Consider the following 22,725-nt stretch of genomic DNA (forward strand, 5'->3'; position numbering starts at 1 on the left):
ACGAGTCTGCGGTTGGCATGTAGGGTCCCATTCATTTGTCCGCCTGCTGCGGCGCATGCCGGCTTGTCCAAACGCGGATCCATCTTCAAATGGAATGACTCTCGTACAGTTACCATGGCCCGCTTCCGTAAAGATTCCTTTCGGCTCAAGTTGTCCGGACAATAGGCGGAGTGCTCGAACATCCGGGTCAAACACTGGTGAATTGTCATGTTCCGCTTGCGGAGCTGTCACGCTTCAGGGCTGCTCACGTATCCGACACGCGAATAAGTGCCTTGCCAAAATTCTGTCCCCGCATGAGGCGGCAAAACGCCTCCGGCGCCGAGCGCAAGCCCTCTGTGACGTCTTCCCGATAATGAAACTTGCCTTCACGGATCAAGCGCCCAACCCGCTGTTGCATTTCTGTCATATGGTCCAGATAGTCGTAGACCACCAGCCCTTTCATGGTCGCACGCGCGCCGACTACAGGGCCCAGGAAAGGGCCGGCCGGGGGCTTGTCAAGACTGTAGGCCTCAATCATGCCGCACAGAACAATGACCGCGTGGCGGGCAAGGTTGCCAAGTACGGCGGCAAGCGTATCCCCGCCAACATTGTCAAAATAGGCATTAACGCCGTCAGGGCAGACACGATTGAGTTCACCGGAAAGATCGCCATTTTTGTAGTTGATGCACGCCGCAAAGTCGAGTTGGCGCACAGCAAACTCACACTTTTCGTCGGAGCCAGCGATGCCGATCACGCGCGCGCCTGCCATGTGCGCGACCTGGCCAGCAGTGCTGCCGACGGGCCCGGTCGCCGCGGAAACTACAAACGTCTCACCCGACTTGGGCTCCGCCAGAAAGACTGTGCCGGCATAGCCGGTAAGTCCGGGCATACCCAGCACCCCCAGTGCAGTGGACAGCGGAGCAACAGCAGTATCGAGCCTGCGCACACCGGTGCCGTCTGAAAGCGCAAACGTCTGCCATCCATTGCGGACCGAGACAAAGTCTCCTGCCTGATAGCCATCGTGCCGCGATTCGATCACCTGTGCCACGGTCTCGCCGATCATCACGTCACCCGGCGCCAGCCGATCTGAATAGACCGGGCTGTTTTTCATGACGTTCCGGTAATAGGGGTCGAGCGACAGAAAGATCGTGCGCGACAGGAACTGCCCGGCTGACGGCTTGACGACCTCGATTTCATCATGTGCAAAGTCCGCCGGCACCGGCAACCCCCGTGGCACACGGGCCAGTAGGATACGGCGATTGAGCGTCATACCGCGTCAGTCCGCACCACGATGTCGCGACCGTGGTTACGGAAAAACAGCAACGCCAATGCGCTATGCCTGCCATATCAGTTCAGTCAGTTCACCGTCCGGCCCGCGAACCACACCGACCGTTGCGCCAAAGTATGGGGCGTTGGCGCGCACCGCCGGCGGCACCAGCCAATTGGCACCAGCCGGTGGCGATTCAACCCGGATACCGATATTGCAAATGCCTGGCACCAATGCACCCCTATCCTGTGGCCGCGCCATGGCTGCCTTGGGATACTGGTCAATTTCAAACAGCACGGTCCGGTCGTCCGATACCGTCGAAAGCACGTGCGTTGTTCCGCTTGGCAGGTCAAACGCCTGATTGAGCACGCTGTATTCGATATCCCAGGTACCTCCAGTTCCAGTACCGAGCAGGGCATTGTAAAAGGTCAGCGTATCCTCCCGGCGTCGACAGCCCATTACCGCGATGAACAGCTGGTCCACCCAGCACTTGGCCATGGGCAGATCGCTGGTCGGCAGATTGCCGCGCACTTCATTGAGGTAAATCGCTTCGCCGCCCGTGCCACGCGCCTGCATGGGATACAGCTTGTCGGTGAAGGACAATTCTTTGGGCGGGGCAATGATAGGTGTTCCCGCCTTGACCAAGCGCGCATGCGCCTTGTCCGCGCTTGCGACCGTAAGTTCCAGCGCCGACCAGCCGAAATGCCTGCCGGGATGGTATCCCGCTGGTGTTGCCTGCTCGACCAAACGCAGATAGATTTTCGCCCCGCTGGGAGGCTGTAGTACGGCTGATCGCGCACCGAGGACCGCGGGCGCCTGCCAAGCGAGCGCTTCTTCCCCACTGACGACGGCCTGCTCGACCACGTTTTGCTCAAGCAGATCGACATAAAGCGCGAGCGCCGCATCCAGCGAGGGCACGCAAACGGTGCCACAAAACAGGCGCGCCCGGGTTGAATTGGTCATCGCAATACTCCGGGATTCATGAGGTTGTTGGGATCGAGGTGCTGCTTGATGGCATCAAACAGGGCCAGGCCCGTCGGTTCGCGCCCCTGGCGATAGGAATAGAACTTGCCCAGTTGGAAATGAGTCGCGCCAAGCCCGCGCAAGGTATCCGCAACGTCGCGCCTCAATTTGGCGACTACGGTGCGCGCGGCGGGGTTTTCAGCGGGTTCGCCTGTCTTTTCAAGGTAAGCTGCCTCAACCACGCGTTTGTGATATTCGGTGTGCGAATCCGGCCAGAAGAAGACAGGTTCGATCAATGTACCCTGCTGGGAGATCGTGCTCATCAAATAACCAGTCTTGATGTGATGTGTTTCCATAGCCTCTCGATGGGCGGCGAATACCTGTTCACACGCGCGGTACGCGGCTGCCGCTTTCGAATGCGGCACGATGCCGTGGACCGGCACCCAGCGTTCACCCGCTGGTCCCAGCATGTTGTTCGGCACCACAAAGGGTGTGCTGCGCAGCGCTTTCGGAATCGAGTTTTCGGTTTCCTTGCCGGCGATCGACATGATGTCACGGGCCGCCTTCAACCTTGGTGCCAGTGCGGCCTCGCTGTCGGCTTCAACAATCACATGCGCCGAATAGCATCCTGCCCGCAGAAAATTGCGTCCGGCCACCACCATTTTTGCGCCCGCAATTAGGCCCGATTGCTTGACCACATTGGCTAGTACCTTGGCATCGGCAAACAGACTGGCGCGCTTCATCCTTACCTCCGCAAGGGAGGGGTCGAAGGCGAAGCATTCGCTGGCGAGGTTTTGGCGGGAAATGTCCGCCATGGCCTTCAGTGTCGATTCAATATCGGCAAACTCGAAGGACAGGAAACCCAGCGCCTGTGGGCGCGGAATGAGCCGCAAGGTGGCGCGCACCTTGATGCCAAGCGCGCCGGAGTCGCCGACAAACAACCCGGTGAGATCGGGACCGAAATAGCGCATGAAGGCGGGCGCGTTGCCTGCGGCCGCACTCCCGGTGCGCAGCAACTCGCCGTTTGCCGTCACCGATTCCAAGCCGAGTACCGTATCCCCCACCGAACCATGCAGCCCGGAGCCGAGAAACACGCTGCCCTGCGATAACGCACCACCGACCGTCGAGCGCAAACCGGACAGCGGACCCCAGTACGGGGTACGCAGTCCTAGCGGCGCCAGGGCGGCATCGAGATCCGCCCAGTTAACGCCGGATTCGACAACAACGTAGCGATCCGGCTGGTTGATTTCGACAATGCGATTCAGTGCCGATAAGTCGATAAGCACGGACGGCTTGACCGTCAGATAGCCGTCCGTATAACTCAGACCGCCACCACGGGCGACGACAGGACAACCTGCCTCCACAGCAACGCGGACGACAGCCTGTACCTGTTCCACTGAATCCGGACGCGCGATAGCCAGTGGCTTTACGCCTGCGCCATACACATCCTGGCTGTGAAACAGCAATTCTGCTGTGTCGGTAATCACTCGGTCATGACCGATTCGTCCCGCCAAGGCCTCGACGACCTTCGCTTGCGGCGATTGCACTGACGCTACTTGTGCCATGATTTCCATCCGTCGCTGGGCCCCGTAGTATCAGCGGCCAGCAGTCCAGCCGATGCGGCCAGCCGCGTCGCCAGTCGCACGTACTCGTGTTCCGGCGCTGCCAGCACGTCGACGGGTATCGCCAACTGTGAAAGCAGCCGTGCCATATCAGGAGTCAGCACGTCCCGCCAGAGCGCGTGGAAGCACGCGCCGGCCCGGAAAATCTCGACCACATCCGAATGGACGCGTCGTGGCGACGGTGCCATCACCTGCCGGGCGGCCTGCCCATCCTGCGGCAGCCACGGCCAGAACAAATACTTCAGTCGCGCAAAGTTCCACGCGGCCATCAGGTGCGAGCCAGCGGATGTCGGCGTCAGGTCGGGCAACAGTTCCAGGAATTGGCCACGCTCCGCCGCGTTGAGCGGCAGGGGATTCTGCAAAGTCAATCGTGCCGCGCGCGCGCCCAGCAGCTTGGCAAGTTCGGCGCCGATCGCGCCGCTGCCACCTACGGCGAAGATGGATACGCGGTCCAGTCCGAGGGAATCGAGTAATGCCAGCAACGCTATTGCCACTCGATCGGGGGAACAGTGCTCATGCGGCCAGTCGCGGCTCGCACCGTGTCCTGGCAGGTCGGGCAGAACGGTTATTGCCGCCAACTCGCGCGTCACCGGGACGCATACGGGGGAACCAATATCGTGCAAGTGGAGGACCACTTCGCTGCCGCAGCCCGCAACCAGCCTGTAGCCCAGGTCGCCCTCAGGTGTTGCCAATATGGAGCGCCCGGCCGCTTTCGCCGCTTCCACACACTTGCCCGCATCGAGCGCCGTCGCACCGGCTGCATGCGCGGCAAACACCGCATCGGCTTTGGCCACCAGCGCAGACGGACCGCCCCTAACCGTCTCTGCCATCACATGCGACGGCAGCAAGGGCAAGCGCTGCAGGTGGGGTGCCAGCACGTCTTCTGCGCGGTAGTAAATGTGAGCTGGCACCTTGAGCCGCGCCGCTGCTGTCGCATCGTCATACAGGAACGGGGCGCGATAGCCGGTTCGATAGCTATCGCCCGCATCCAGCAGATGCATCACATCATCGTGCAGATGCGCCGGAGCAGGTGACGGGTATGAAAGACGTGCAGGCTGGGAGTGATCATGCCACGGGAAGAACAGATGCTGCTCGCGCATTCTCGCCAGCAACCAAATCAGATGTGAACCATCCCACGTCGGCTCAAACGGCGGCAGGTAGTGCGCAAGCAGCGCCTCGCGTTCCGTCGTGGAAAAGCGGGCATAACCATCACACACCAGTGCAACGACTTTCTCCGGAAAATCAAGAGCCGTGCGTAAGGCGATGACGGCACCTGTATGGACTCCGAACAGGATCGCCCGTTCAATCCCCAGCCGATCCAGCAGTTTTGCAACAGCCGCCGCATAATCAGGTATTTCCGGTTGACTTAGAGGTAATGGATCAGACTCGCCAAAGGCGGGCGTGTCGGGGGCGAAAACCGCATAGTTCGCGGCGAGTCGTTCAATCCACGGGATCATTGCGCGCGAATTCTGCGGCGACTGATGTAGCAACACGAGTGCTGGGCCATGACCAGCATGGCGCACCAGCACACGGCGATCGCCAACGGTAACAAACTGCTTACTGATTTTCATTTGATTTTTTTCAGTGCGTAATTCGATGAGTGCAGAGCCAACGTGATGCTACGCAAATCAAGCATTCCACTATCGATGGAAGCTGAGCACGCTGAGTTGTCTTACCAAACCGATGCTGTGATATGAGCCTTGCCCGAACTAGGTAAGGCAATATGTATGCCATGAGGAAAGAACAAGCAATTTCGCCGGAAGCAACGAGTTAAAAACGCAACGATTACTAAGCATTGAGTTGTGATCAGATTTACGCCACCAGCGCAGGTGATCTGGACTCGAAGCAAATTTGTAGAAAACGCTGTCAACTAGCTAAACGACGGAAACTCGATTAAACCCCAGTTTGAAACTGTTGCAGTTTCGAGTTGAAACACGTCTTGTTTCAGCCCGCCTCCAAATACACATAGACGCTAACGTACTTCCGAGTCAGCCATATGTGTAAAGACGCATATTGGCAAAATTAAGTCAGCAACCCAAGACGGCCCACTACTTGCTTATAGGGTCTGAGGTTTATGTTGGAAACAACATGGGCCCGCGGAAAAGCCGAGAGATTGATTTGAACCCGGAAACCCCGATCAATTCAATAGCACGCCGTATTCCTGAGGATGCGAACAGAACATGATGACGACACAAGGCGCGCCGTTCATCGCCGATGGGTTAAACGACAATGGCGCGCAGGCAATACGATCATTGTGCCTAGACCGATCCTAATATTTGCTGGGTGTTCCAGCCAGGAAAAAAATGCTTAAGTGCTTACCGAAACGTGGCCCGGCAACATAGAAATACGCGATGGAAAACCGTTCCAATTACTTGACCAAGCTGGTGAAGTTGTCCTGCCTGGAAAAAACAGTTGGCTGCGGCATTGAAAGTCAGACGATCATCAAATGTAAAAAAATAACAGCCTATCCACCCACCATTAATCTGCCCGTCCGGCCTGCGTTTTTTTGCGGCACACATTGTCCGCACAGTGGATGAGAAAAGCGCACTATTTTCTGCATATTGAAGAATTCCTAGGGATTCACACAGGTAATTCAGGTTGACCTGGAGAATCATTAATGGCCCTCGTTTTCGAACGCGTCACAATTTTTTGTAGAAATCTCGATCGCTCGTTAGACTTTTACTGCGGCGTCCTTGGGCTCGTTCCGGTCGAAAAAAAAACCATTTTTGGCCCGGCGGCTGGCGGCTTATTACAGCTTGCCAACTGCACCATGCGCATCGCGCTACTCGCGCCCGCCGCTGAGGCCGGTGCGGTGTTAGGGCTATTCGAGATATCAAAGGTGGATGGCGCTGCGCTAGATGAAATTTGCACGGCGCCCGGGAGACCGCACTACGGCCAGACGGCGGTAGTGGTGTCTACCGATGATTTCGATGGCCTGCATAAAAGGCTGAAAGAAGCGGATACGCTTTTTCTTACGCCACCGCTTACCTATCCAAAACGACAGGCAAGTGAACGTTCGCCTGCCGGTCTGTATCACGAAATGATTTTTTACGACCCAGACGGCATACTCGTGAGCGTGATGCAGGTTAAACCCCTTCCCATCGAGACTAATTGAGCATTTCATGCGGGCAATTACCGGCACTATTTCATATACCAGCAATAAGCCAGAACGCAAGGGCGAGGTACGGGGCATCGAGCACTTTCGCATCGACATTTACGATGACGGCGAGCGCACCACCGCCTCGCACTGCGAGATTGACGACAAGCCTCGGGTAGTTCGCGACGTAAACCTGCGCATCAATTCAGCGCGTCGACCTGTTGAATGTTTTGTGCGCATCGCAGTGGGCGGCAAGTTGCGCGGAGCCGGGTTTTTTCGTTTCGGCGAATCGTTTGCCAAATGTGACACGCAATCGAACATTGAAGGAAGCGTGTTCCAACAGTTGGAACTGGACGCGTGGGTGCCTGCATTTGGCAACCACGCTATGATCAACGATGGATTCCTGATGAGCCTGTATGACCGAAACAGTGGCCCGGGTGTGCAGGTGATCCCGCGAATGCTGCTGTCCTCGCCTGATCATCGTGGCGCCACCGGACCCATGCTGTTCTGTACTGATGTCGCGATTGAGTATGTGGGAGACGAAACAATTGATGTCAAGGCTGGGGCGTTCGATGCGTCGCACTATCGAATCGTCGGCGTACCGGGGCTGCCCGTCGAACATCCGTCATATGATTTGTGGTGCACTGCTGACTCCGACCATGTATTGCTCAAAGCGCATGTAGACGGCTATATGCAGACCTACTACGAATTGGTTGCCCTCAGCGTCATCGATCGCATACCACTCAGATGATTTTCCATGCCCTGTTGGTGTTGCACATTGCCGTCCTTGGTTACTGGCTCGGCTCTGAACTGGTGATCAACAGCACCTATCGCTATGTTTCGTGGTCGGATTCGATGTCGTTCGCCGAACGTAGCCGCCTGATGAATCAGGTTATGCATGCGGACCAGCATGTCCGCTACGCCCTATTGTTGCAGGCTGGCGTGGGAATGGCACTGGCGGCGGACGTCGGATATTTCCCCGGCGGAGAGACGCTCGCCTGGATTGCACTTGCCGCAATGGTGGCGTGGCTGTCTCTGGTTGAAGTTACCCATCGACGACGTAACACTTTGGTAGGCGAGCAACTTGCAGCAGTTGATCGCGCATTGCGCTATATCGGGATGCTGGCGCTCGTTGTGGCGGCACTTGGGGCATGGAAACATTGGCCAATGTTCCAGTCTGTGCCGACATGGCTAGCGTGGAAACTGCTCTGTTTCGCCTTTGTCATGTCCTGTGGTATTGGTATTCGCTTTGCGTTGATGGGGTTTTTCCGCGTATGGAGCGAAATTGCCATCACCGGCTCCACACCGGCACGCGAAAAGGAAATCCGCGCGATATATGTGCGCGCGACGGGCGTTCTTGTGTTGTTGTGGATCGGGATCAGCGTAATCGTCGTGCTGAGCTTGTACAAACCGGCGTGGTAATCGTAGTCCGCGGCAGGCCCAGCGCGATTCATAACATGATTAATCGTTTCGAATCGAACCTGTCGCGCAATCAATCCCATTTTTGTTGAGGGCACACACCGGACCTTGAAAGTAGGTTCAAATTAAACCACCTCCCGCAAAAGCCAAGGCGCATTTGGCGGCCCCTCCCAGGATTCTGGAAATCACTGGCTGTCGCGCGGTATCGGGCTTCTGTAGATTGGGGGCATAGCGGTTATTCAAGTCAATCACCTCGTTGTGAGGTGCATCCCGCATATATTCTTAATTGTCAAAATAAATTTCGACTGCTGTTTAGGGCAGACCATTTTAAGGCCCCTGTTAGGGTACGCATTTGCCCAGTTGAATTACCAAGGAATGTTATGACAGCGAACATTAAGGAAAACGCCATGCACGTTGAGGCAATCATATCGAGCAAGAACCCAGTACGACTCTACCCATGGCTGATGGCTTTGCTGGTCCTTTTTATGTTGATGGTCACCAACGGTTTCACCACAACAAGTATCACCGGCTATGATGAATCGCTGTTAAAAGAGTTCGGCTGGTCCCGCGGACAGCTCAAATTTCGCGATTTGATCACGCTGTTTGTCGCGGGCTTAGCCGCGCCGTTTGCGGGAGCGCTTATCGATAGGGTAGGCGTGCGCAAGTTGATGCTGATCGGCAGTCTGCTGATGGCTGCGGCCTATTTTTCCTATGGGCACATTACCAGTCTGGCACAGATGTACTTGATCCATGCAGTATTCGGTGTCGCGCTGGTATGCGCAGGGATCCTGGTCGCGGTGATCCATGTATCGCAGTGGTTCGTGAGCCATCGAGGCACCGCAATCGGAATTGCCTTAGTTGGTAGCAGTCTGGGCGGCGTGGTGTTCACGCCCGTTGTTGTTGCGCTGATCACTAGCATAGGCTGGCGCGCGACGTTTGAGTGGATGTCTCTCTTCAATGTGGGGCTGTTCTTCCTTTGTTTCTGGCTGGCGCGAAGCCCCGAGGAAATGGGCCAGAAGCCTTTGGGTTTTGGCGAGGTTTCAAGTAGCAGTTCGTTGCCGGCATCACCGGGTGATGTGACATACACCCAAGCTTTGCGAACCGTCAGTTTTTGGGCACTGGCTACGGTCGCGATGACGACCTTTTATTCGCTGCTTGCGCTGGCGGGCCATCTTTTCCTGCACCTGCGCGGCTTGGGCTGGACACCGCAGGCAGCCGGAATGGGCATCAGCATTCTGTTCACAATGGGACTCATCAGCAAGTTTCTGTTCGGCCTGCTGGTGGATTACTTCAATATGCGAACAGTGTTCTTCCTCAATATCCTTGTGATGCTAATCGGGCTGATATTGCTGGCGACGCAACGCGCGGATTTGATCTGGCCAGCAATTGTCGTCACCGGTTTTGGTTGGGGTGGCCTGTACACCTTGCTGCAATTGCAGACCGTCAACAATTTTGGTCTCACGCATTCGGGGAAGATCCTAGGGACCATCACATTGATGGATGCGATCGCCGGCGGATTGGGAATCTGGCTGACCGGGGTATTGTTCGATCGATTCAATAGCTACGAAGTAGCGTTTTATCTACTCGTCGGCTTGCTGAGCCTGGCGCTGATTGCGTCAACGAAAATTAAACGTGAAATCAAATTGCCTTAACCAGGGCCATGGTCTATAGGAGACCGGGGGGGACAGGGTCTTCTACCGATTTCATCAATTGCCATCTTGTTTGACGAAATGAGCCGATAAACCTGTGGCACGAAAACCTCGCTGCGGAATTGGCAAATTCGCGGCTAACGCGATTATCAAAGTCAACTGTGCCGACAAGGAGTGACCTTAGCCGAAATGCGCCATTGCGCACCACACTCGCCATCGGGCACGGCAATGGTTTCCGGCAACAAGACGACATGGGGGCCGTGCCTAAATTGGGCGGATAATGCGCCCTGATGCCTTGACGATGCCGACGACAAGGACCCTCAGCTACCGCAATCAACACTTGCGCTTCACAATTCCCCTACGAAGTTTTCGCACCTCCACGTATTCGGTTGATTGCCTTTATGTGATCGAGTCTTCGCGTGAATGCCTGCCGCAAAAACAGCAAGGCCCGGCAAATCGCCGGGCCTTGCTGCAACCGCCGCCTATATGTGGCCGAATTCGGTATCAGTAAAAACGATACCGGAAGTCGACACCGTATGTGCGCGGAACATTAATATAGGCGCTCGCAATGCCAATGCCGGCAATATCGAATCCGCCGGTGTAATACTGTTTGTCGCTCAGATTCTTGCCCCACAATGCCAACGCCCACTTGCCGCCGTTGGCTTCATAGCCAACTCGTGCATCGACCAATGTATAGGCGCTCGTCTTGATGAGTTCCGAGGCTGCGAGGTTCTGATAGTGATCTCCGACATGCTTGGCACTCGCGTTGAATATAATGGCGTCCTTGCCAACGCGGAGGCGATAACTGGTACCAAGCCCCCATTGCTGTTTCGGCGCCTGCTTTAGCGGCTTTCCGGCGAACGTCGCGGCGTTCGCTGCCGTGTAGTCCTTGTACTTGCCATCGATCGTCCCAAGGTTGCCGCTCAGTTGCCATGCGCTGGTAATTTGCGCCGTCGCTTCCACTTCAACGCCCTTCAGTGTCGCGCTGGCGGCGTTGGTCAGTACAGCCAACCCGTTTGTGTCGAACGCAGTGAGTTGCAGATCTTTGTAGTCGTTGAGATAGTAGTCGAGATTGAAGCGCACGCGCCCGTCGGCAATGGTCGTTTTCATCCCGATTTCATAGGACGTCACGATTTCCGGCTTGAGCGTGGTAAAGGCCGCGACCGACGCGGCGCGGCCGTTGAAGCCGCCGCTCTTGAAACCTGTTGCGGCCGTGGCATATGCGAGTACGTCCTGATTAAGTTGTGCATCCAAGCCCACTTTCCAGTCGGCGCGTGTCCACGTTTCCTTTTTTGCCAACTGGAAGGCTTGCGTGCCATTGGTGCGGATCGACACAATCGACATGTCCTTTGTCTCGCTGCTGTAGCGCAGACCGCCCGTGGCTTTCCATACCGCGTCAAATTTGTAGTCGGCCTGACCATAAACTGCGGCGGCACTGGTTTTTTGGCTGATGGTATTGGTGGAACCGGTAGCTAAAATATCCTGGCGTGTTGGCTGGTCATTCTTCTCGTTGAAGAAAAATACCCCGCCGGTCCACTGCAATGGGCCTGTGCCAGTGGAAATAAGTTGCGACTCGTAACTGTTCTGGCTCTGCTTCTGGTCCTGATAAAGGTGAAAGCGGGGTTTGCGCGGTGCCGTCGACATCGATATATAACAGATTGCTCATCCTGCGGTACGCAAGGATGTTTCGCCAATCCATGCCGTCGAAGCTGGTGGAAGTGACCAACGAGACGCCGCTCTGGTCAAGATCGTTGAGACCATTTGGCAGATCCGTTTGAATCGTTAGAAGATCGCCATCCGCATTGTTGACAGGGCGTCCCACGCGCAATGCCGTGGCTGGATCGATGATGCCAGACGCATAGGTTGGCCCGCTGCGTTGCTTCACACTGTCCAAAGCGAGCGTCGCGCGGCTCGATGCTCCGAAATTCATGCCAAAGCTTGCGCGGGCGCCATACACCTGCTCGTCATTGACTTTGCCCCCGTTGGTGATGTCCTTGAGATAGCCATCGCGATTCTTGGACATGACGGCGAATGTTGCGTCAACGTTTTCGCCCAATTTCGTGCTGAGACCAGCGCGAATATCCTGCCGCGCGAGATTGCCGATTCGCCCATCAATTTCGAACTTTTCCTGGCCATTCGGCTTGGCGGTCACGTATCGGATTGCGCCACCTGTCGCGTTACGTCCGTATAGCGTGCCTTGCGGACCGCGCAGCACCTCAATACGTTGCACGTCAAACAAATCGAAAAGTGCGCCGGTTTGACGGGGAATATAAACATCATCGATATATATTGCCACCGAAGGATCGGCAGAAAATAGCGACTCGTCCGTGCCGACACCCCGCATGAATACCTTGGCGCCACTCGACGTGCCCGTATTGGGTTCGACGACTATATTGGGCACCTCAAATTTGATGTCATCAAGGCGGCGAATCTGTTTTTGTTCAATGTCCTTGACATTGATGGTGGTGATCGAAATCGGCACCTTTTGCATTTCCTCATCGCGTCTTTGCGCGCTGACGACGACCGTTTCCAGTTTGTTTAAATCCGCGACCGCATCACCTTTCGCGGCTGTCTGCGCGTATGACCACGGAGATGCCACAGCAGCAACCGCAAGACCAATAGCGACGGAAAGTACTTTCTTTCTTGACTGGTGCTTGAACTGCTTCTTCATGGAAATTCTCCGTTAAGTCTAATTAGTTGAGACTACTACCATGCGACGCGACGGAAGCGTATTGCAGGTCATAGCGAAGAAAACGCTTGGCAGGTTTGGTACATAGTCCGGGATGGACAACCTACAAAACGATGACCCCACCTGCGTATGCGTGTGAACGCGAGTAAAAGTAGCTACATGCGCAACCTTGAAACTCACTGGACAATTTGTTGCGGCAATTCAAAACTGGCCAATGCGCAAGACACAATGAGCAAAATGCATGCCACTAGGAATTCAAGTGAATGGGCCGCGTTCAACCCCAACGGGGCGTAATTCCGCTCAAATATTCTGTTTGGAACAGTTGCAGTTCAAGTATGAAACAAAGTCTTGTTTCACAGATTGAGAGACATCGGCGTTCCGTTTTCAACCAAACCGCACAATGCATCGTTTCGCTTAATGAACGCGAAGCGCGCCGCTATCCCCGCAACGTGGTTCGGCTTATATGGAATGCCGGCACCGAACGCAAAATTACTGGCGGCGATTGACCATCCGCCGTTGGTGAGCAAGGGTGATAAATTGCCACGCTGCATTTGAACGGTCCCGACAACCGCACCATGCTTAGCGACAAGACGGAAGCCAAAATCGGGATCGGCTGAACACCACGCCTGGCGGACCCCGCGCTACTTCCAGTTCCGGTCGTACCGCAGGTACTTCCCCGCCTCTTGAAGAGTTGCCGGCAGGGCTTTTGTGAACTTGCTGGCCGGGTATTGCTGTACGTACTGGTCGTAGATCGGCTTATACAGCGGCCAGCAAAGGTCCGGGATGCGGTGCTGCGCACGGAAGGCCGCAATGGGGATGATCGCCGTCACCGCTTGCTCGTGAGCGGATCGCGCCTCCGCCAGTACCTCGCCCCGAGGGCCATAGACGCTGCTGCCGCCGCTACCGGCATCCTCGAACACGCGCGAAATGTCCGGGCTCACCGCATTGTTGCACACTGCGCAAAATACCTTGTTGTAGTAGGCAGTAGCCCACATGTCGTTCTGCATGAAACCGCCAGTGGCGGTGCGCAGGAATATCTCGCCGCCTTTCAGCGCCATTGCACGGAAAAGCTCGAATTCGCCCTGAGTGGAGGATAGGCACAGGTTGCCGAGCGGTGTGCGCGTAACCGGGATGACGTGGTCAAGGCCATACATCTCCACGTAACGGTCATAGCAGTTGAACACGGTGCTGGTCATTAACTCGATGGGGGTGGTGCCAATCTGAAAAACTCCCATCAGGCTGCGCGCCTTCCAGTGCTTGTCAACGATGCGGCCGTCTGGTCCGATTATGGTGGTAATCGAGAGCAAGTGTCCTGGCCAATCTGCGTCGCGGACATACGAACCGAAGACGATGTAGCATTTGTACTTGCGCGCAGCCTTGGAAATCTCTTCCGTCTCCGGACCGGGGATTTCGATGGCCACGCGCAGCGCTTCCTCGCGCGTCCACTCAAAGCGGAAACCAGTGATGGGGAATTCGTGAAAGAACAGGAGGTCTTTCGGGACACTCCAGGTCTGCACGCCATCGATCAGGTCGAGCATGTGTGCAAGATTTTCTCTGCGCCCCTTCTCGGGGTTGGCGGCATCCACCGGGCGCACACGGGTCTGCATCACTGCGAGACTCACGGTGTCCTTCGCCAGCGGCACGATATCGTACGAACCGTCGGCGTGGACCAAGGGCACCGTGGCCTGCGCGCCGCCCGCCATGGTCTTGGCACCAGCGCCTGATGAGGCGGCCACCGCTCCCGGCAGTGCCAACCCGGCGAAACCAGTCGCCGCAACACCGAGAAAGCCGCGCCGCGTCGCGTGAGCTGCCGTCATTTCAGGGTCGGTAAGCTTCCTTTTCATTTTTGGCTACTCCTAAGGCGAGCTGTTCTCAGTCGTGTCATGGTTTAATTTCCTGTTTGAAGCGTATTGCGAAGTACGTTTCTGGTGCCACAAAGAATTGACCGTTGCACGTCTTATAACTTCAGTCGAGAAAACGCTTGCATGGTTCGTAGTCGCGCCGGCAAAAAGAGATGTGCCTCATGCCTGCCGTATTGTCTGAACCCGCTCCTGGTATCGCTTATTAATGCAAACTTTCCGTTCCGGTTCGGTACACAGTACGATTTTGACGATCAACTTGGCTCAGATACGTTACAAATCGATCGTCAAATCTGCCCACGCGTGCAAATGAAAGCGATAGCAATTGCATGTGTCAGCTCAAAACTCGTACAAAAGCGTGATGCCATACTGGCGAAGCCTTGGAAGGAAATCAACGGCGGTCCGGCGGAATGTTGCTGGGTCCAGATAGCGAAATCCATTGAGTGCGGTGTCGTCATCGGCGGCGTTCTTGACAAAGATCGTCGCGCGCCAGTCGTTGCCGTGAACGCCCGCGCTAGCATTGATATGGGTGAAAGGGTCCGCCCAAATGAGATTCTGGATCTCTGCGTAGCGCCGCGACTGATAGACCATATCGGCGCGTGCAAACACGCGCAGGTCAGCCGAACCAGCCGGGACATCGATTGCGGCAGACCCCGCCGCCGAATGCCTTGGGCTGCGCGGCAGTGTGAATCCCGCCACCGACCTATTCCCTCCAAAGACCGTACCGTTCGTTATCTCGGTGCCTTCGAGCGCCTTGGCGTCGGTAAAGGCGTAATTGCCACTGAGCGTTAGCCAGCGATTCGCCTTCACAACAAGTTCTGCTTCCAAGCCGCGTGTCCGTGCTTTACCGACGTTGTTCACGACGGTCGTCGACGTAATCGCACCTGTGAATGGATTCTGCACCGACGAGACATTTGATAGTTGCAGTCCCGAGATATTATTCTGGAACAGTGCAAAGTTGAACCGGATACTACGGTCGGCAAATTCGCTTTTGGCACCGAGTTCCCCAGACGTGACCTTCTCGCCATCGTACGCGAAGTCACTTGCCGCCAAACCAGGGGTCGTATTGAAGCCACCACTTTTGCTACCCTTTGCCAGCTGAGCGTAGAACAGGACGTCTTTGTACGGCTTATAGTCAAATGTGAAACGCGGCGCGAAGTCCCTGAAGGTCTTGCTACCACTCACGTAGCAGAGTTGACCCGCCGTACAAGTGCCGACACTTACAATTGCCGTGCCGAGCGCTGGACCGCCGATCTGAACCCGCTCGTTTCCAAAGCGCCCTTCGGCCGAAAGTTTTATCGTTTCACTCATTGTATATTGCACACGACCGAAGGGTGAGAGGCTGCGCACACTCGACTCTGGCTTTGGCCGCAGGGGATCAGCAATGGTCTGTAGCGTCGCATTTTGCGCAATCACGCCGGAAGTTTCGCCGTGCCCGTTTTCCTTGTAGTAGAAAGCGCCGATCAACCAAGTCAACGCGGCATCTTGAGGCGACATCAGGCGCAATTCCTGCGAAAGGTAGTTGAGTCGGTCACGGTCGTAAGTCAGCCATGAAGATGCCGGGAAGCCAAAGCCAGGCGCAAAGCGTGTTCCGTTATAGGATTGGTCCGCCCCCAAATTGGACTTCTGGCGTGTGTAAGCACTCTGCGAAGTTAGCGTGTACCCGCCGCCAAAGTGGTAATTCAACGTTGCTGATCCACGCAACACATTGCGATCAAGTCCTGCAATGTTGCCGTAGTTGATGCCGGTCTTCGGGTCGGTGTAATTGACGAAGTCGGTCTCATTGAGCCGCACAGTCCTGCCAGAAAACGTCGATGCGCCACAGGGCCAGCCATTGGTACGCGTTGTAAGCGAGGCCGGGAATGCCGGATCAGGGAGACCGGTAGCTGGGTTATTTCCAACAATATTGATTACATGACCGTCGCAGCTAGTACCATTCGCAGCGTTAGAGGATCCGTTCTGGTTCGTCACCACGCCGCCTGCCTGAGTCGGAATCGTGCGAACTGCCGCTGCAAATAGGCCATCGCGATCGACGGAATAATCTAATGAAAATAGCGCATCGAAGGTCTTTGACGGTGTGAAAGATAACTCTCCGCCGCCTGACTTGGTACGCTCATTACCTATTTTGTTGCCGGTTTGACTATTGGTGTATTGGCCACCGTACTCATAGTTCCTCGCTCTAAGGCGCGCCGAAAGCACGCTCGGCAAAATTGGCAGGGTTATGGCTCCAAAGAGTGATTTCTCTCCCCCCTGACCGGCGACCGTCGCGGATACTTTTCCGGTTAGTTCGTTTTCCGGCTTCACGGTGATGTAATTAATCGCGCCGGCATAGGTTGAACGCCCATAAAGTGCAGATTGCGGCCCCTTTATAACCTCGACACGCTGCACGTCATCGAGCACAAGGCCAAGTGCCGCGTCGCGCACGTATACGCCATTGACGAACACCGACACCGGCTGTGGCGCGTCGTTACGATTCGTTGAAATGCCTCGAATGACGGGTCGCTCCCCCGTGCGACCAAAATCCGGAGAATAACTAAGACCAGGGGTAAATTGCGAAAGCTCACTAAGCGAAGTGACCCCGAGCTCCTGAAGATCTTTGCCGGTAAGGGCACGGATGGAAAGCGGCACATCCTGCAAGCGTTCCCCAATTTTGCGTGCCGTCACCACGATTTCTTCAAGGGACGCGCTCTCTTCGACGGCAGTACTAACTGGCGCGGCACTGGCTGGAGCAGTTTGCGCGCCGACGTGGCTGCTTGCGACGCTCATGGCAGTTATGAGAAGTAATTTCAATTGCATGCGAGCCTCCTTGTTATATTCACTGGACAATTCAATTGGTTTCTGCGATTCGAAACTTGCCAATGCGTATCAAAAGCAAGTTGCATGCCATAGATAATTTGTCAGAAAAGACTTTGCCAAGTGCCAAATGGGACGTTTTTCCAATCTCGAATTAGGTTTGGAACAGCCGCACGCTATATATGAAACAACTATTCGTTTCATTTATATTGGGACCTTGGGTGTCCGGCTTGTAACCAATACCTGAAACTCAAGAATTCGCTTCACAAACGCGAAACTCCAACTTTGGTCTCACGGCAAGCTGCATGAACCGATCCGGTCTTCAAGGCGGGGCATGGTTCATTCGCGCTGAAATATCGCTTGGCCAAAACAATCAGATGTCGTGATAATTCGGGACCATCCGGCTCGTTGAGCGACAGTCGTCGCCCGCATGACCGAGCGCGCGGCATGCGCAGATAGCAATCGCCGCTTGCTGATCCGGCCCATGTGCCGGATATGGCCGGATGAAGTCTCCGTGGACGTGAGCACGAGCAAGGAGACAAAGTGTCGGGCAGACTGGAAGTGCCGCACGTTACCGCTAGTCGACGCCATTACGGCGGTTGCGATCACTTGGCCGACGCTGGGAATCGACATCAAGGTCTTGCAAGCCGCGCTGTGTTTGCGCCACGGCCGACAATTCGCGTTCGAACTGGCCGAGGTGCCGCTTCGAGAAGGTGAATCTCCTCGACCAGCAGTTCCATCAGGCAGCGAACCATCTCCGGCACCGCCGAGTGCGGATCCGCCAGTACCCGTCTGATATGTTCGATTCCGACGCGGGACCCCTGAGGAAAGCTGATTCCGAATTCATGGCAGAAGCTGCGCCGCGCATTGATGCGTCTGGTGCGGATACCCATCTACCGCGAGCGAGCGCGATGCAATCCCTGCAGGTCTTGTTGCTCGACCGACTTGACCTTGACCGGCTGGATATCCGATAACCGTGCCGTTTCCAGGAGCGCGGTGGCATTGGTCTTGTTGCAATTCACGTAGGCGCGCACATAAACCGGCGGCAGCAACTTGACTTCAAACCACAATCCATTCAGCCAGCGCGCTCAGTGGTGTGCCGATCCGCAGGCTTCCCATCACGACCAAGCCCACCGCGCGTTTGAGGAACCAGCGTTCGAGCTGTGATCGCGTGAGACGCCTGCGTTCGACAATTTTCCATTGCGAGTCGGCAACGTCCAGTTGAAAGACGCTCTCTGGCAGATCGACGGCGATCGCAATGGCATTTATCTCGGACTCCTTCCGTTCATTGCTGGCAACCCATACCATAAGAGCGCCAGCTGGCACGATAATGCCGTTCAAAATGGGAGGAGCATCCCATTAGGCGACAATGCCTGAATCGCTGACCGGCGCACAGGCTCCCAGCCAAGACGTCTCTATGCCGTATTGATCAATCCGGCGACGCTTGCGGCGACCTCAGGTACCCACGGCGCCGCATCGGTCACGCGGCGTGCTAAAAAGAAACTCGATAACACCTATTCCAGAAGGCGTTCTCCGCGCAGCTTCCTCCATAACGTGGTTCGGCTAATACCCAATAGTGACGCCGCAACCTGCTTGTTGCCACCAGCCCGCGACAACGCATCGACGATCGTCGCTGTGCCAATTCTTACAGGCATCTCGGGTATAGGAATAATGTCGTCTTGCGGCAACGGCGCCAGGGTCGGATTCAGCTCTTGCACGTCGAGCATGAAAGCAAAATAGTCGATTTCTTTAGCGTTTCTCAATGCGCCGACATAAGCTGCAAAGCGCTCCATGATGTTTTCCAATTCCCGTACATTACCTGGCCATGCGTATTTGATCAGGCTAGGCAGTAATGGTGCCAGTATCTGATCCGCAGGCAAACTGCAACCCTGTCGGCGCAATATTGTGAACAACAACTGAAGTGCCAAGCTTCCGATGTCTTCGGGCCGCTCTCTGAGCGCGGGAAGTGCCATTCGCAAAATATTGATGCGATAGTACAGGTCCGCACGGAATGTTCCGCGCGCGATCCGTTCCGGCAAATGACAATGCGTCGCGGCGATCACGCGAACATCTATTGGAATCGGTTGCAAGCTACCGAGTCGGACCACTTCTCGCTCCTGCAGTACTCGCAACAAGCGCGTCTGCATGGACAAAGGCATGTCGCCGATCTCGTCGAGAAAAATGGTACCTGTGTGCGCAGTCTCGAAAAGACCAGGTTTCCCGCCCTTACGCGAACCTGTGAACGCGCCCTCGTCGTAGCCGAACAACTCACTTTCCAGCAAGGACTCAGGAAACGCCGCGCAGTTTAACGCGATGAAGGGTTTGTTGCCGCGCTCGCTAGCATTGTGGATGGCCTGTGCGAACAGTTCTTTGCCAGTGCCGCTCTCACCAGTAATGAGCACCGTCGAACCAGTCTTGGCACAACGCTCGGCGACGGCACGCGCATGTCGAACTGCCGGACTGGTGCCGAGAATCTGGCTGAAATCGTATCGTGCGGACAAACTGCGGGTCTTGCGTTGCGATCGTACGACAGTGTCGGCACGCTTAATGTCATGGGTGTCGGAAAGGGTCAGCAGTGCGCCGGTAATAATGCCCGACTCGCGTATCGCGGTACGGGACATGAGGTACAGCTTGTCGGCGCACTGCACCACTGAATCGATGCCTGCGTCATTTTCGGCAAGCACATCGGCCAACGAAAACTGTGGAGCCAGTTCCGAAAGGGTACGCCCGATCGAGTTTCGGTCCACGGCGTTGATGATCCGTTCCATCAGCGGATTAATGGCGGTAATCCGGTTGTCGGTATCGACCGCCAGTACTGCTTCGTGCAGATTGCGCAATACACCGTTGAGGTTGTCATAGCGTGCTGCTTCAAGGATTGTCAGTTCCGAAATCTGTATGGCATCCTCGAACGCTTGTCGGACGGATTCAAGGCTGTAGATAAGTATCCCTGTGAGGCCGCTGCTCTCAGCCAATTCGACTACCAAGCTCGATCCGACGATCACTTGGTAGCCGTCCTCGCGCAGTCGTCGAAAGCTTTCTCGTGCATCCTCCCTGGTTTCGTACGGCTGCTGCGAGATGTGAACTTGGAGCATGTCCTTTACATTCTCAAGCACGTCGAACTTCTCGCGAAAGATACCCACTCCGATACGATCGGAAACCTTGCGCGCTCGCTGCAGTGCCTGTAGAAAGTCGAAGCCGGTGATTTTTATTGTGACGACCGGCAGGGACAGAGCGGCGCGTAAAAGTACGGCATTTGCGCCGGCCGTGATGATTACGTCAGCCTGGCGGTCTTTTTCGATCACTTTACCCAAGGCAAGCGCATGATCGAGCACGACTTCTGTCACGTCAATTTCGGCGCGGTCGGAAAACTCGGACGCGACCGTGTGCACCAGCCGACTAAGCGTGCCATAGCCGAGTACGGAAATACGCGCCCGACGATGCTTACTAGATAACAATGTTTTCTCCTTGTGGAACAGCGTCGAGACTTATTCCATTGGCCGATACGACAGCTAGGTGGCGTTTCAATCGTCGTTCAACATATTACACGATTGTTTCATGTGCGTTGCGAGGCGCAATGCCGGATTTGTCCGCGTGCATCTTGTTCATGAAATGCATATTTCATTCGCGAATACCGTGGTAACTCTCTGTTTTTACGGCAGATATATGCCGACCAAGCCATTGAGAACCAACAGCCAAATTGACGAATTAACTAGCCTGACACGCACCTTGAAATTTTACTATTGTAACGGTAATGACGATTTTGTTGCACTTCTGTTCCAAAATTTTCTGTCGCACACAATCCCGTGTAACGATGATCGTGATGATGTAGCGTCGTGCTGCAAGGGGGATGCATGTATCGTCTTCGAAAAGAGTCCAGCGGTTCCAGAAGGGAAATTGAAGTTGGACGATTTGCTACGAATTAACGAGGTGGGCTGCGAGATGGATTGCAAGATCAAACCATCGCGGTCGCGTGCGCCGATAAGCTGCGGTTGGTCGTTGCATTGGTCGATGCTGGTATCCAATCAATCGAGGCAACCAACTTCGTGTCTTCCAAGGCAGTCCCGCAAATGGCGGACGCCGATAAGCTCTACCCCTCGCTGCCTCGTACCGACGAAGTCGGCATACTCGGCGTTAGTGCCCAATGCGCGCGTCCTTGAACGTGCCCTTGCGAGGGGCGTTAGAAAAATCGCCGTGGTTTTGTCCGCAACAGAGACAACAAGCGACGAATTCATCGGCAAGAGGCGATGTTCAATTTGACAACGGAATTCATCTGGCAAGCATCTTGCTACATACTAATTAATTGGAACAATTTCAGAAAAATTGTTTCATTCCCGTTTCAGGCGATTGAGACAGGTATGTTTCAGCGCCGGTATGTTCGCGGCGGCAAAATGAACTGCCACAAGTTTCATAGACGGATGGCCGTCAAAATGACTTAAGCAGTTGCATAAAGGAATCGAGCATGAGCGATTTGCTACGCATCAACGAGGTTGGGCCACGAGATGGTTTGCAGAATCAGGCCGTTGCGGTCGTATGCGCGGATAAGCTGCGCCTGATTTCTTCGCTGGTTGATGCGGGCATTCGATCAATCGAGGTAACCAGTTTCGTTTCGCCCAAAGCGGTCCCACAAATGGCCGACGCCGATAGCCTCTACCCCATGTTGCCCCGCACCGACGAAGTGGCGTACTCGGCATTGGTGCCCAATGCGCGCGGTCTTGCGCGTGCACGCGCGAGCGGAGTCAAGGAGATCGCCGTGGTTTTGTCCGCCACAGAGACGATGAACCAACGAAATATTAATATGACCCTTGCTGAGGCAGCTGCGGTATGCGCCGACACTATCCGAGCGGCGCTCGATGCAGGCATACGTGCGAAGGCCTATGTCGCTGTTGCGTATGAGTGTCCATTCGAGGGGGCAGTCCCGACTCACCACGTGTTAGCTTTGGCGCAAGCCATGTTCAGTGCTGGCGCACAGGAGGTTGTGATCGCCGACACTATCGGCGCGGCCAGTCCTAGAGCGGTTACGCAGCTTATGTCCCAGTGTGTCAGCGAGTTTGGCGCTAATCTCCTGTCTGTGCACTTTCACGACACACGTGGCTTTGCGCTCGCCAATGCATGGGCCTCGATCGAAGCAGGCATACGCAAGTTCGACACAAGCATCGGCGGGCTTGGCGGTTGCCCGTTCGCGCCTGGCGCCGCCGGTAACTTGGCGACGGAAGACCTGGTATTGATGGCCGAGCAATGCGGACTCACTACCGGTATTGACATTGCGCCGCTGCGCCTCGCGATCTCCTTGGCAGAAACACTCACCCTTCGCAAGCTGGGTGGCCGCACCAGTGAGTGGATGCGTACACAAGATCAACGCAAGGCCGCTGCCGCGACCTGCGGCTGAAA

The 22,725-nt window shown here is 55.6% G+C and carries 18 protein-coding genes; 5 read left to right on the forward strand and 13 right to left on the reverse strand.

The window, feature by feature from the left end:
• Positions 1-244 precede the first annotated feature (244 nt).
• From IPP88_13420 to IPP88_13435, 4 genes are all read right to left on the reverse strand, one after another.
• On the reverse strand, positions 245-1,249 hold the full coding sequence (locus IPP88_13420; protein ID MBL0123673.1) for an NADP-dependent oxidoreductase: 1,005 nt from the start codon (positions 1,247-1,249) through the stop codon (positions 245-247).
• A 63-nt stretch (positions 1,250-1,312) separates the two neighbouring features.
• On the reverse strand, positions 1,313-2,209 hold the full coding sequence (locus IPP88_13425; GenBank protein MBL0123674.1) for a hypothetical protein: 897 nt from the start codon (positions 2,207-2,209) through the stop codon (positions 1,313-1,315).
• Positions 2,206-3,774, reverse strand: coding sequence for an FAD-binding oxidoreductase (locus tag IPP88_13430; protein ID MBL0123675.1), 1,569 nt, complete (start codon positions 3,772-3,774; stop codon positions 2,206-2,208). The genes IPP88_13425 and IPP88_13430 overlap by 4 nt, the downstream gene beginning before the upstream one ends.
• A complete protein-coding gene (locus IPP88_13435) occupies positions 3,762-5,402 on the reverse strand; it encodes an alpha/beta hydrolase (GenBank protein MBL0123676.1) in 1,641 nt (546 codons plus the stop codon). The genes IPP88_13430 and IPP88_13435 overlap by 13 nt, the downstream gene beginning before the upstream one ends.
• Positions 5,403-6,448: 1,046 nt before the next feature.
• On the opposite strand from IPP88_13435, the gene IPP88_13440 reads away from it, so the two are divergent.
• From IPP88_13440 to IPP88_13455, 4 genes are all read left to right on the forward strand, one after another.
• Entirely contained in the window at positions 6,449-6,946 is a 498-nt protein-coding gene (locus IPP88_13440) for a VOC family protein (protein ID MBL0123677.1), read from the forward strand.
• A complete protein-coding gene (locus tag IPP88_13445) occupies positions 6,942-7,679 on the forward strand; it encodes a hypothetical protein (protein ID MBL0123678.1) in 738 nt (245 codons plus the stop codon). Before IPP88_13440 ends, IPP88_13445 begins: the two co-directional genes overlap by 5 nt.
• Positions 7,676-8,350, forward strand: a complete 675-nt coding sequence (locus IPP88_13450; GenBank protein MBL0123679.1) for a hypothetical protein — start codon at positions 7,676-7,678, stop codon at positions 8,348-8,350. Before IPP88_13445 ends, IPP88_13450 begins: the two co-directional genes overlap by 4 nt.
• 260 nt (positions 8,351-8,610) lie before the next feature.
• Positions 8,611-9,999 carry an MFS transporter gene (locus IPP88_13455; protein ID MBL0123680.1) on the forward strand — a complete coding sequence of 463 codons (1,389 nt, stop codon included), beginning with the start codon at positions 8,611-8,613 and terminating at the stop codon, positions 9,997-9,999.
• A 501-nt stretch (positions 10,000-10,500) separates the two neighbouring features.
• On the opposite strand, the gene IPP88_13460 is transcribed toward IPP88_13455, so the two are convergent.
• From IPP88_13460 to prpR, 9 genes are all read right to left on the reverse strand, one after another.
• A complete protein-coding gene (locus IPP88_13460) occupies positions 10,501-11,538 on the reverse strand; it encodes a TonB-dependent receptor (GenBank protein ID MBL0123681.1) in 1,038 nt (345 codons plus the stop codon).
• A complete protein-coding gene (locus IPP88_13465) occupies positions 11,495-12,667 on the reverse strand; it encodes a TonB-dependent receptor (GenBank protein ID MBL0123682.1) in 1,173 nt (390 codons plus the stop codon). The genes IPP88_13460 and IPP88_13465 overlap by 44 nt, the downstream gene beginning before the upstream one ends.
• Positions 12,668-13,038: 371 nt before the next feature.
• Positions 13,039-13,212 (reverse strand): hypothetical protein, encoded by a 174-nt coding sequence (locus IPP88_13470; GenBank protein ID MBL0123683.1) that lies wholly within the window; start codon positions 13,210-13,212, stop codon positions 13,039-13,041.
• A 114-nt stretch (positions 13,213-13,326) separates the two neighbouring features.
• Positions 13,327-14,529, reverse strand: a complete 1,203-nt coding sequence (locus tag IPP88_13475) for a hypothetical protein (GenBank protein ID MBL0123684.1) — start codon at positions 14,527-14,529, stop codon at positions 13,327-13,329.
• A 354-nt stretch (positions 14,530-14,883) separates the two neighbouring features.
• Positions 14,884-17,340 (reverse strand): TonB-dependent receptor plug domain-containing protein, encoded by a 2,457-nt coding sequence (locus tag IPP88_13480; GenBank protein ID MBL0123685.1) that lies wholly within the window; start codon positions 17,338-17,340, stop codon positions 14,884-14,886.
• Positions 17,341-17,676: 336 nt separating this feature from the next.
• Positions 17,677-17,970 (reverse strand): IS110 family transposase, encoded by a 294-nt coding sequence (locus IPP88_13485; GenBank protein MBL0123686.1) that lies wholly within the window; start codon positions 17,968-17,970, stop codon positions 17,677-17,679.
• A gap of 260 nt (positions 17,971-18,230) precedes the next feature.
• The gene (locus IPP88_13490) at positions 18,231-18,407 is read right to left on the reverse strand and encodes a transposase (protein ID MBL0123687.1); all 177 of its coding nucleotides are present in this window, start codon (positions 18,405-18,407) and stop codon (positions 18,231-18,233) included.
• Positions 18,397-18,645 carry a hypothetical protein gene (locus tag IPP88_13495; GenBank protein ID MBL0123688.1) on the reverse strand — a complete coding sequence of 83 codons (249 nt, stop codon included), beginning with the start codon at positions 18,643-18,645 and terminating at the stop codon, positions 18,397-18,399. The genes IPP88_13490 and IPP88_13495 overlap by 11 nt, the downstream gene beginning before the upstream one ends.
• Before the next feature lie 206 nt (positions 18,646-18,851).
• Positions 18,852-20,792, reverse strand: a complete 1,941-nt coding sequence (gene prpR, locus IPP88_13500) for a propionate catabolism operon regulatory protein PrpR (protein MBL0123689.1) — start codon at positions 20,790-20,792, stop codon at positions 18,852-18,854.
• 1,004 nt (positions 20,793-21,796) lie between these two features.
• Between prpR and IPP88_13505 the strand changes: the two genes are divergently transcribed.
• Entirely contained in the window at positions 21,797-22,723 is a 927-nt protein-coding gene (locus IPP88_13505; GenBank protein MBL0123690.1) for a hydroxymethylglutaryl-CoA lyase, read from the forward strand.
• Positions 22,724-22,725 lie beyond the last annotated feature (2 nt).

It is taken from the genome of Betaproteobacteria bacterium (genome assembly GCA_016720925.1).
Lineage (GTDB): Bacteria > Pseudomonadota > Gammaproteobacteria > Burkholderiales > Usitatibacteraceae > UKL13-2.

Excerpts from the sequence above, each read along its gene's own strand:
- IPP88_13475 (MBL0123684.1), bottom strand. The coding sequence starts at position 14,529 with ATGAAAAGGAAGCTTACCGACCCTGAAATGACGGCAGCTCACGCGACG.
- IPP88_13430 (MBL0123675.1), bottom strand. The coding sequence starts at position 3,774 with ATGGCACAAGTAGCGTCAGTGCAATCGCCGCAAGCGAAGGTCGTCGAG.
- IPP88_13425 (MBL0123674.1), bottom strand. The coding sequence starts at position 2,209 with ATGACCAATTCAACCCGGGCGCGCCTGTTTTGTGGCACCGTTTGCGTG.
- IPP88_13465 (MBL0123682.1), bottom strand. The coding sequence starts at position 12,667 with ATGAAGAAGCAGTTCAAGCACCAGTCAAGAAAGAAAGTACTTTCCGTC.
- IPP88_13435 (MBL0123676.1), bottom strand. The coding sequence starts at position 5,402 with ATGAAAATCAGTAAGCAGTTTGTTACCGTTGGCGATCGCCGTGTGCTG.
- IPP88_13450 (MBL0123679.1), top strand. The coding sequence starts at position 7,676 with ATGATTTTCCATGCCCTGTTGGTGTTGCACATTGCCGTCCTTGGTTAC.
- IPP88_13420 (MBL0123673.1), bottom strand. The coding sequence starts at position 1,249 with ATGACGCTCAATCGCCGTATCCTACTGGCCCGTGTGCCACGGGGGTTG.
- IPP88_13485 (MBL0123686.1), bottom strand. The coding sequence starts at position 17,970 with ATGTCGATTCCCAGCGTCGGCCAAGTGATCGCAACCGCCGTAATGGCG.
- IPP88_13480 (MBL0123685.1), bottom strand. The coding sequence starts at position 17,340 with ATGCAATTGAAATTACTTCTCATAACTGCCATGAGCGTCGCAAGCAGC.
- IPP88_13505 (MBL0123690.1), top strand. The coding sequence starts at position 21,797 with ATGAGCGATTTGCTACGCATCAACGAGGTTGGGCCACGAGATGGTTTG.
- IPP88_13495 (MBL0123688.1), bottom strand. The coding sequence starts at position 18,645 with ATGGTATGGGTTGCCAGCAATGAACGGAAGGAGTCCGAGATAAATGCC.
- IPP88_13440 (MBL0123677.1), top strand. The coding sequence starts at position 6,449 with ATGGCCCTCGTTTTCGAACGCGTCACAATTTTTTGTAGAAATCTCGAT.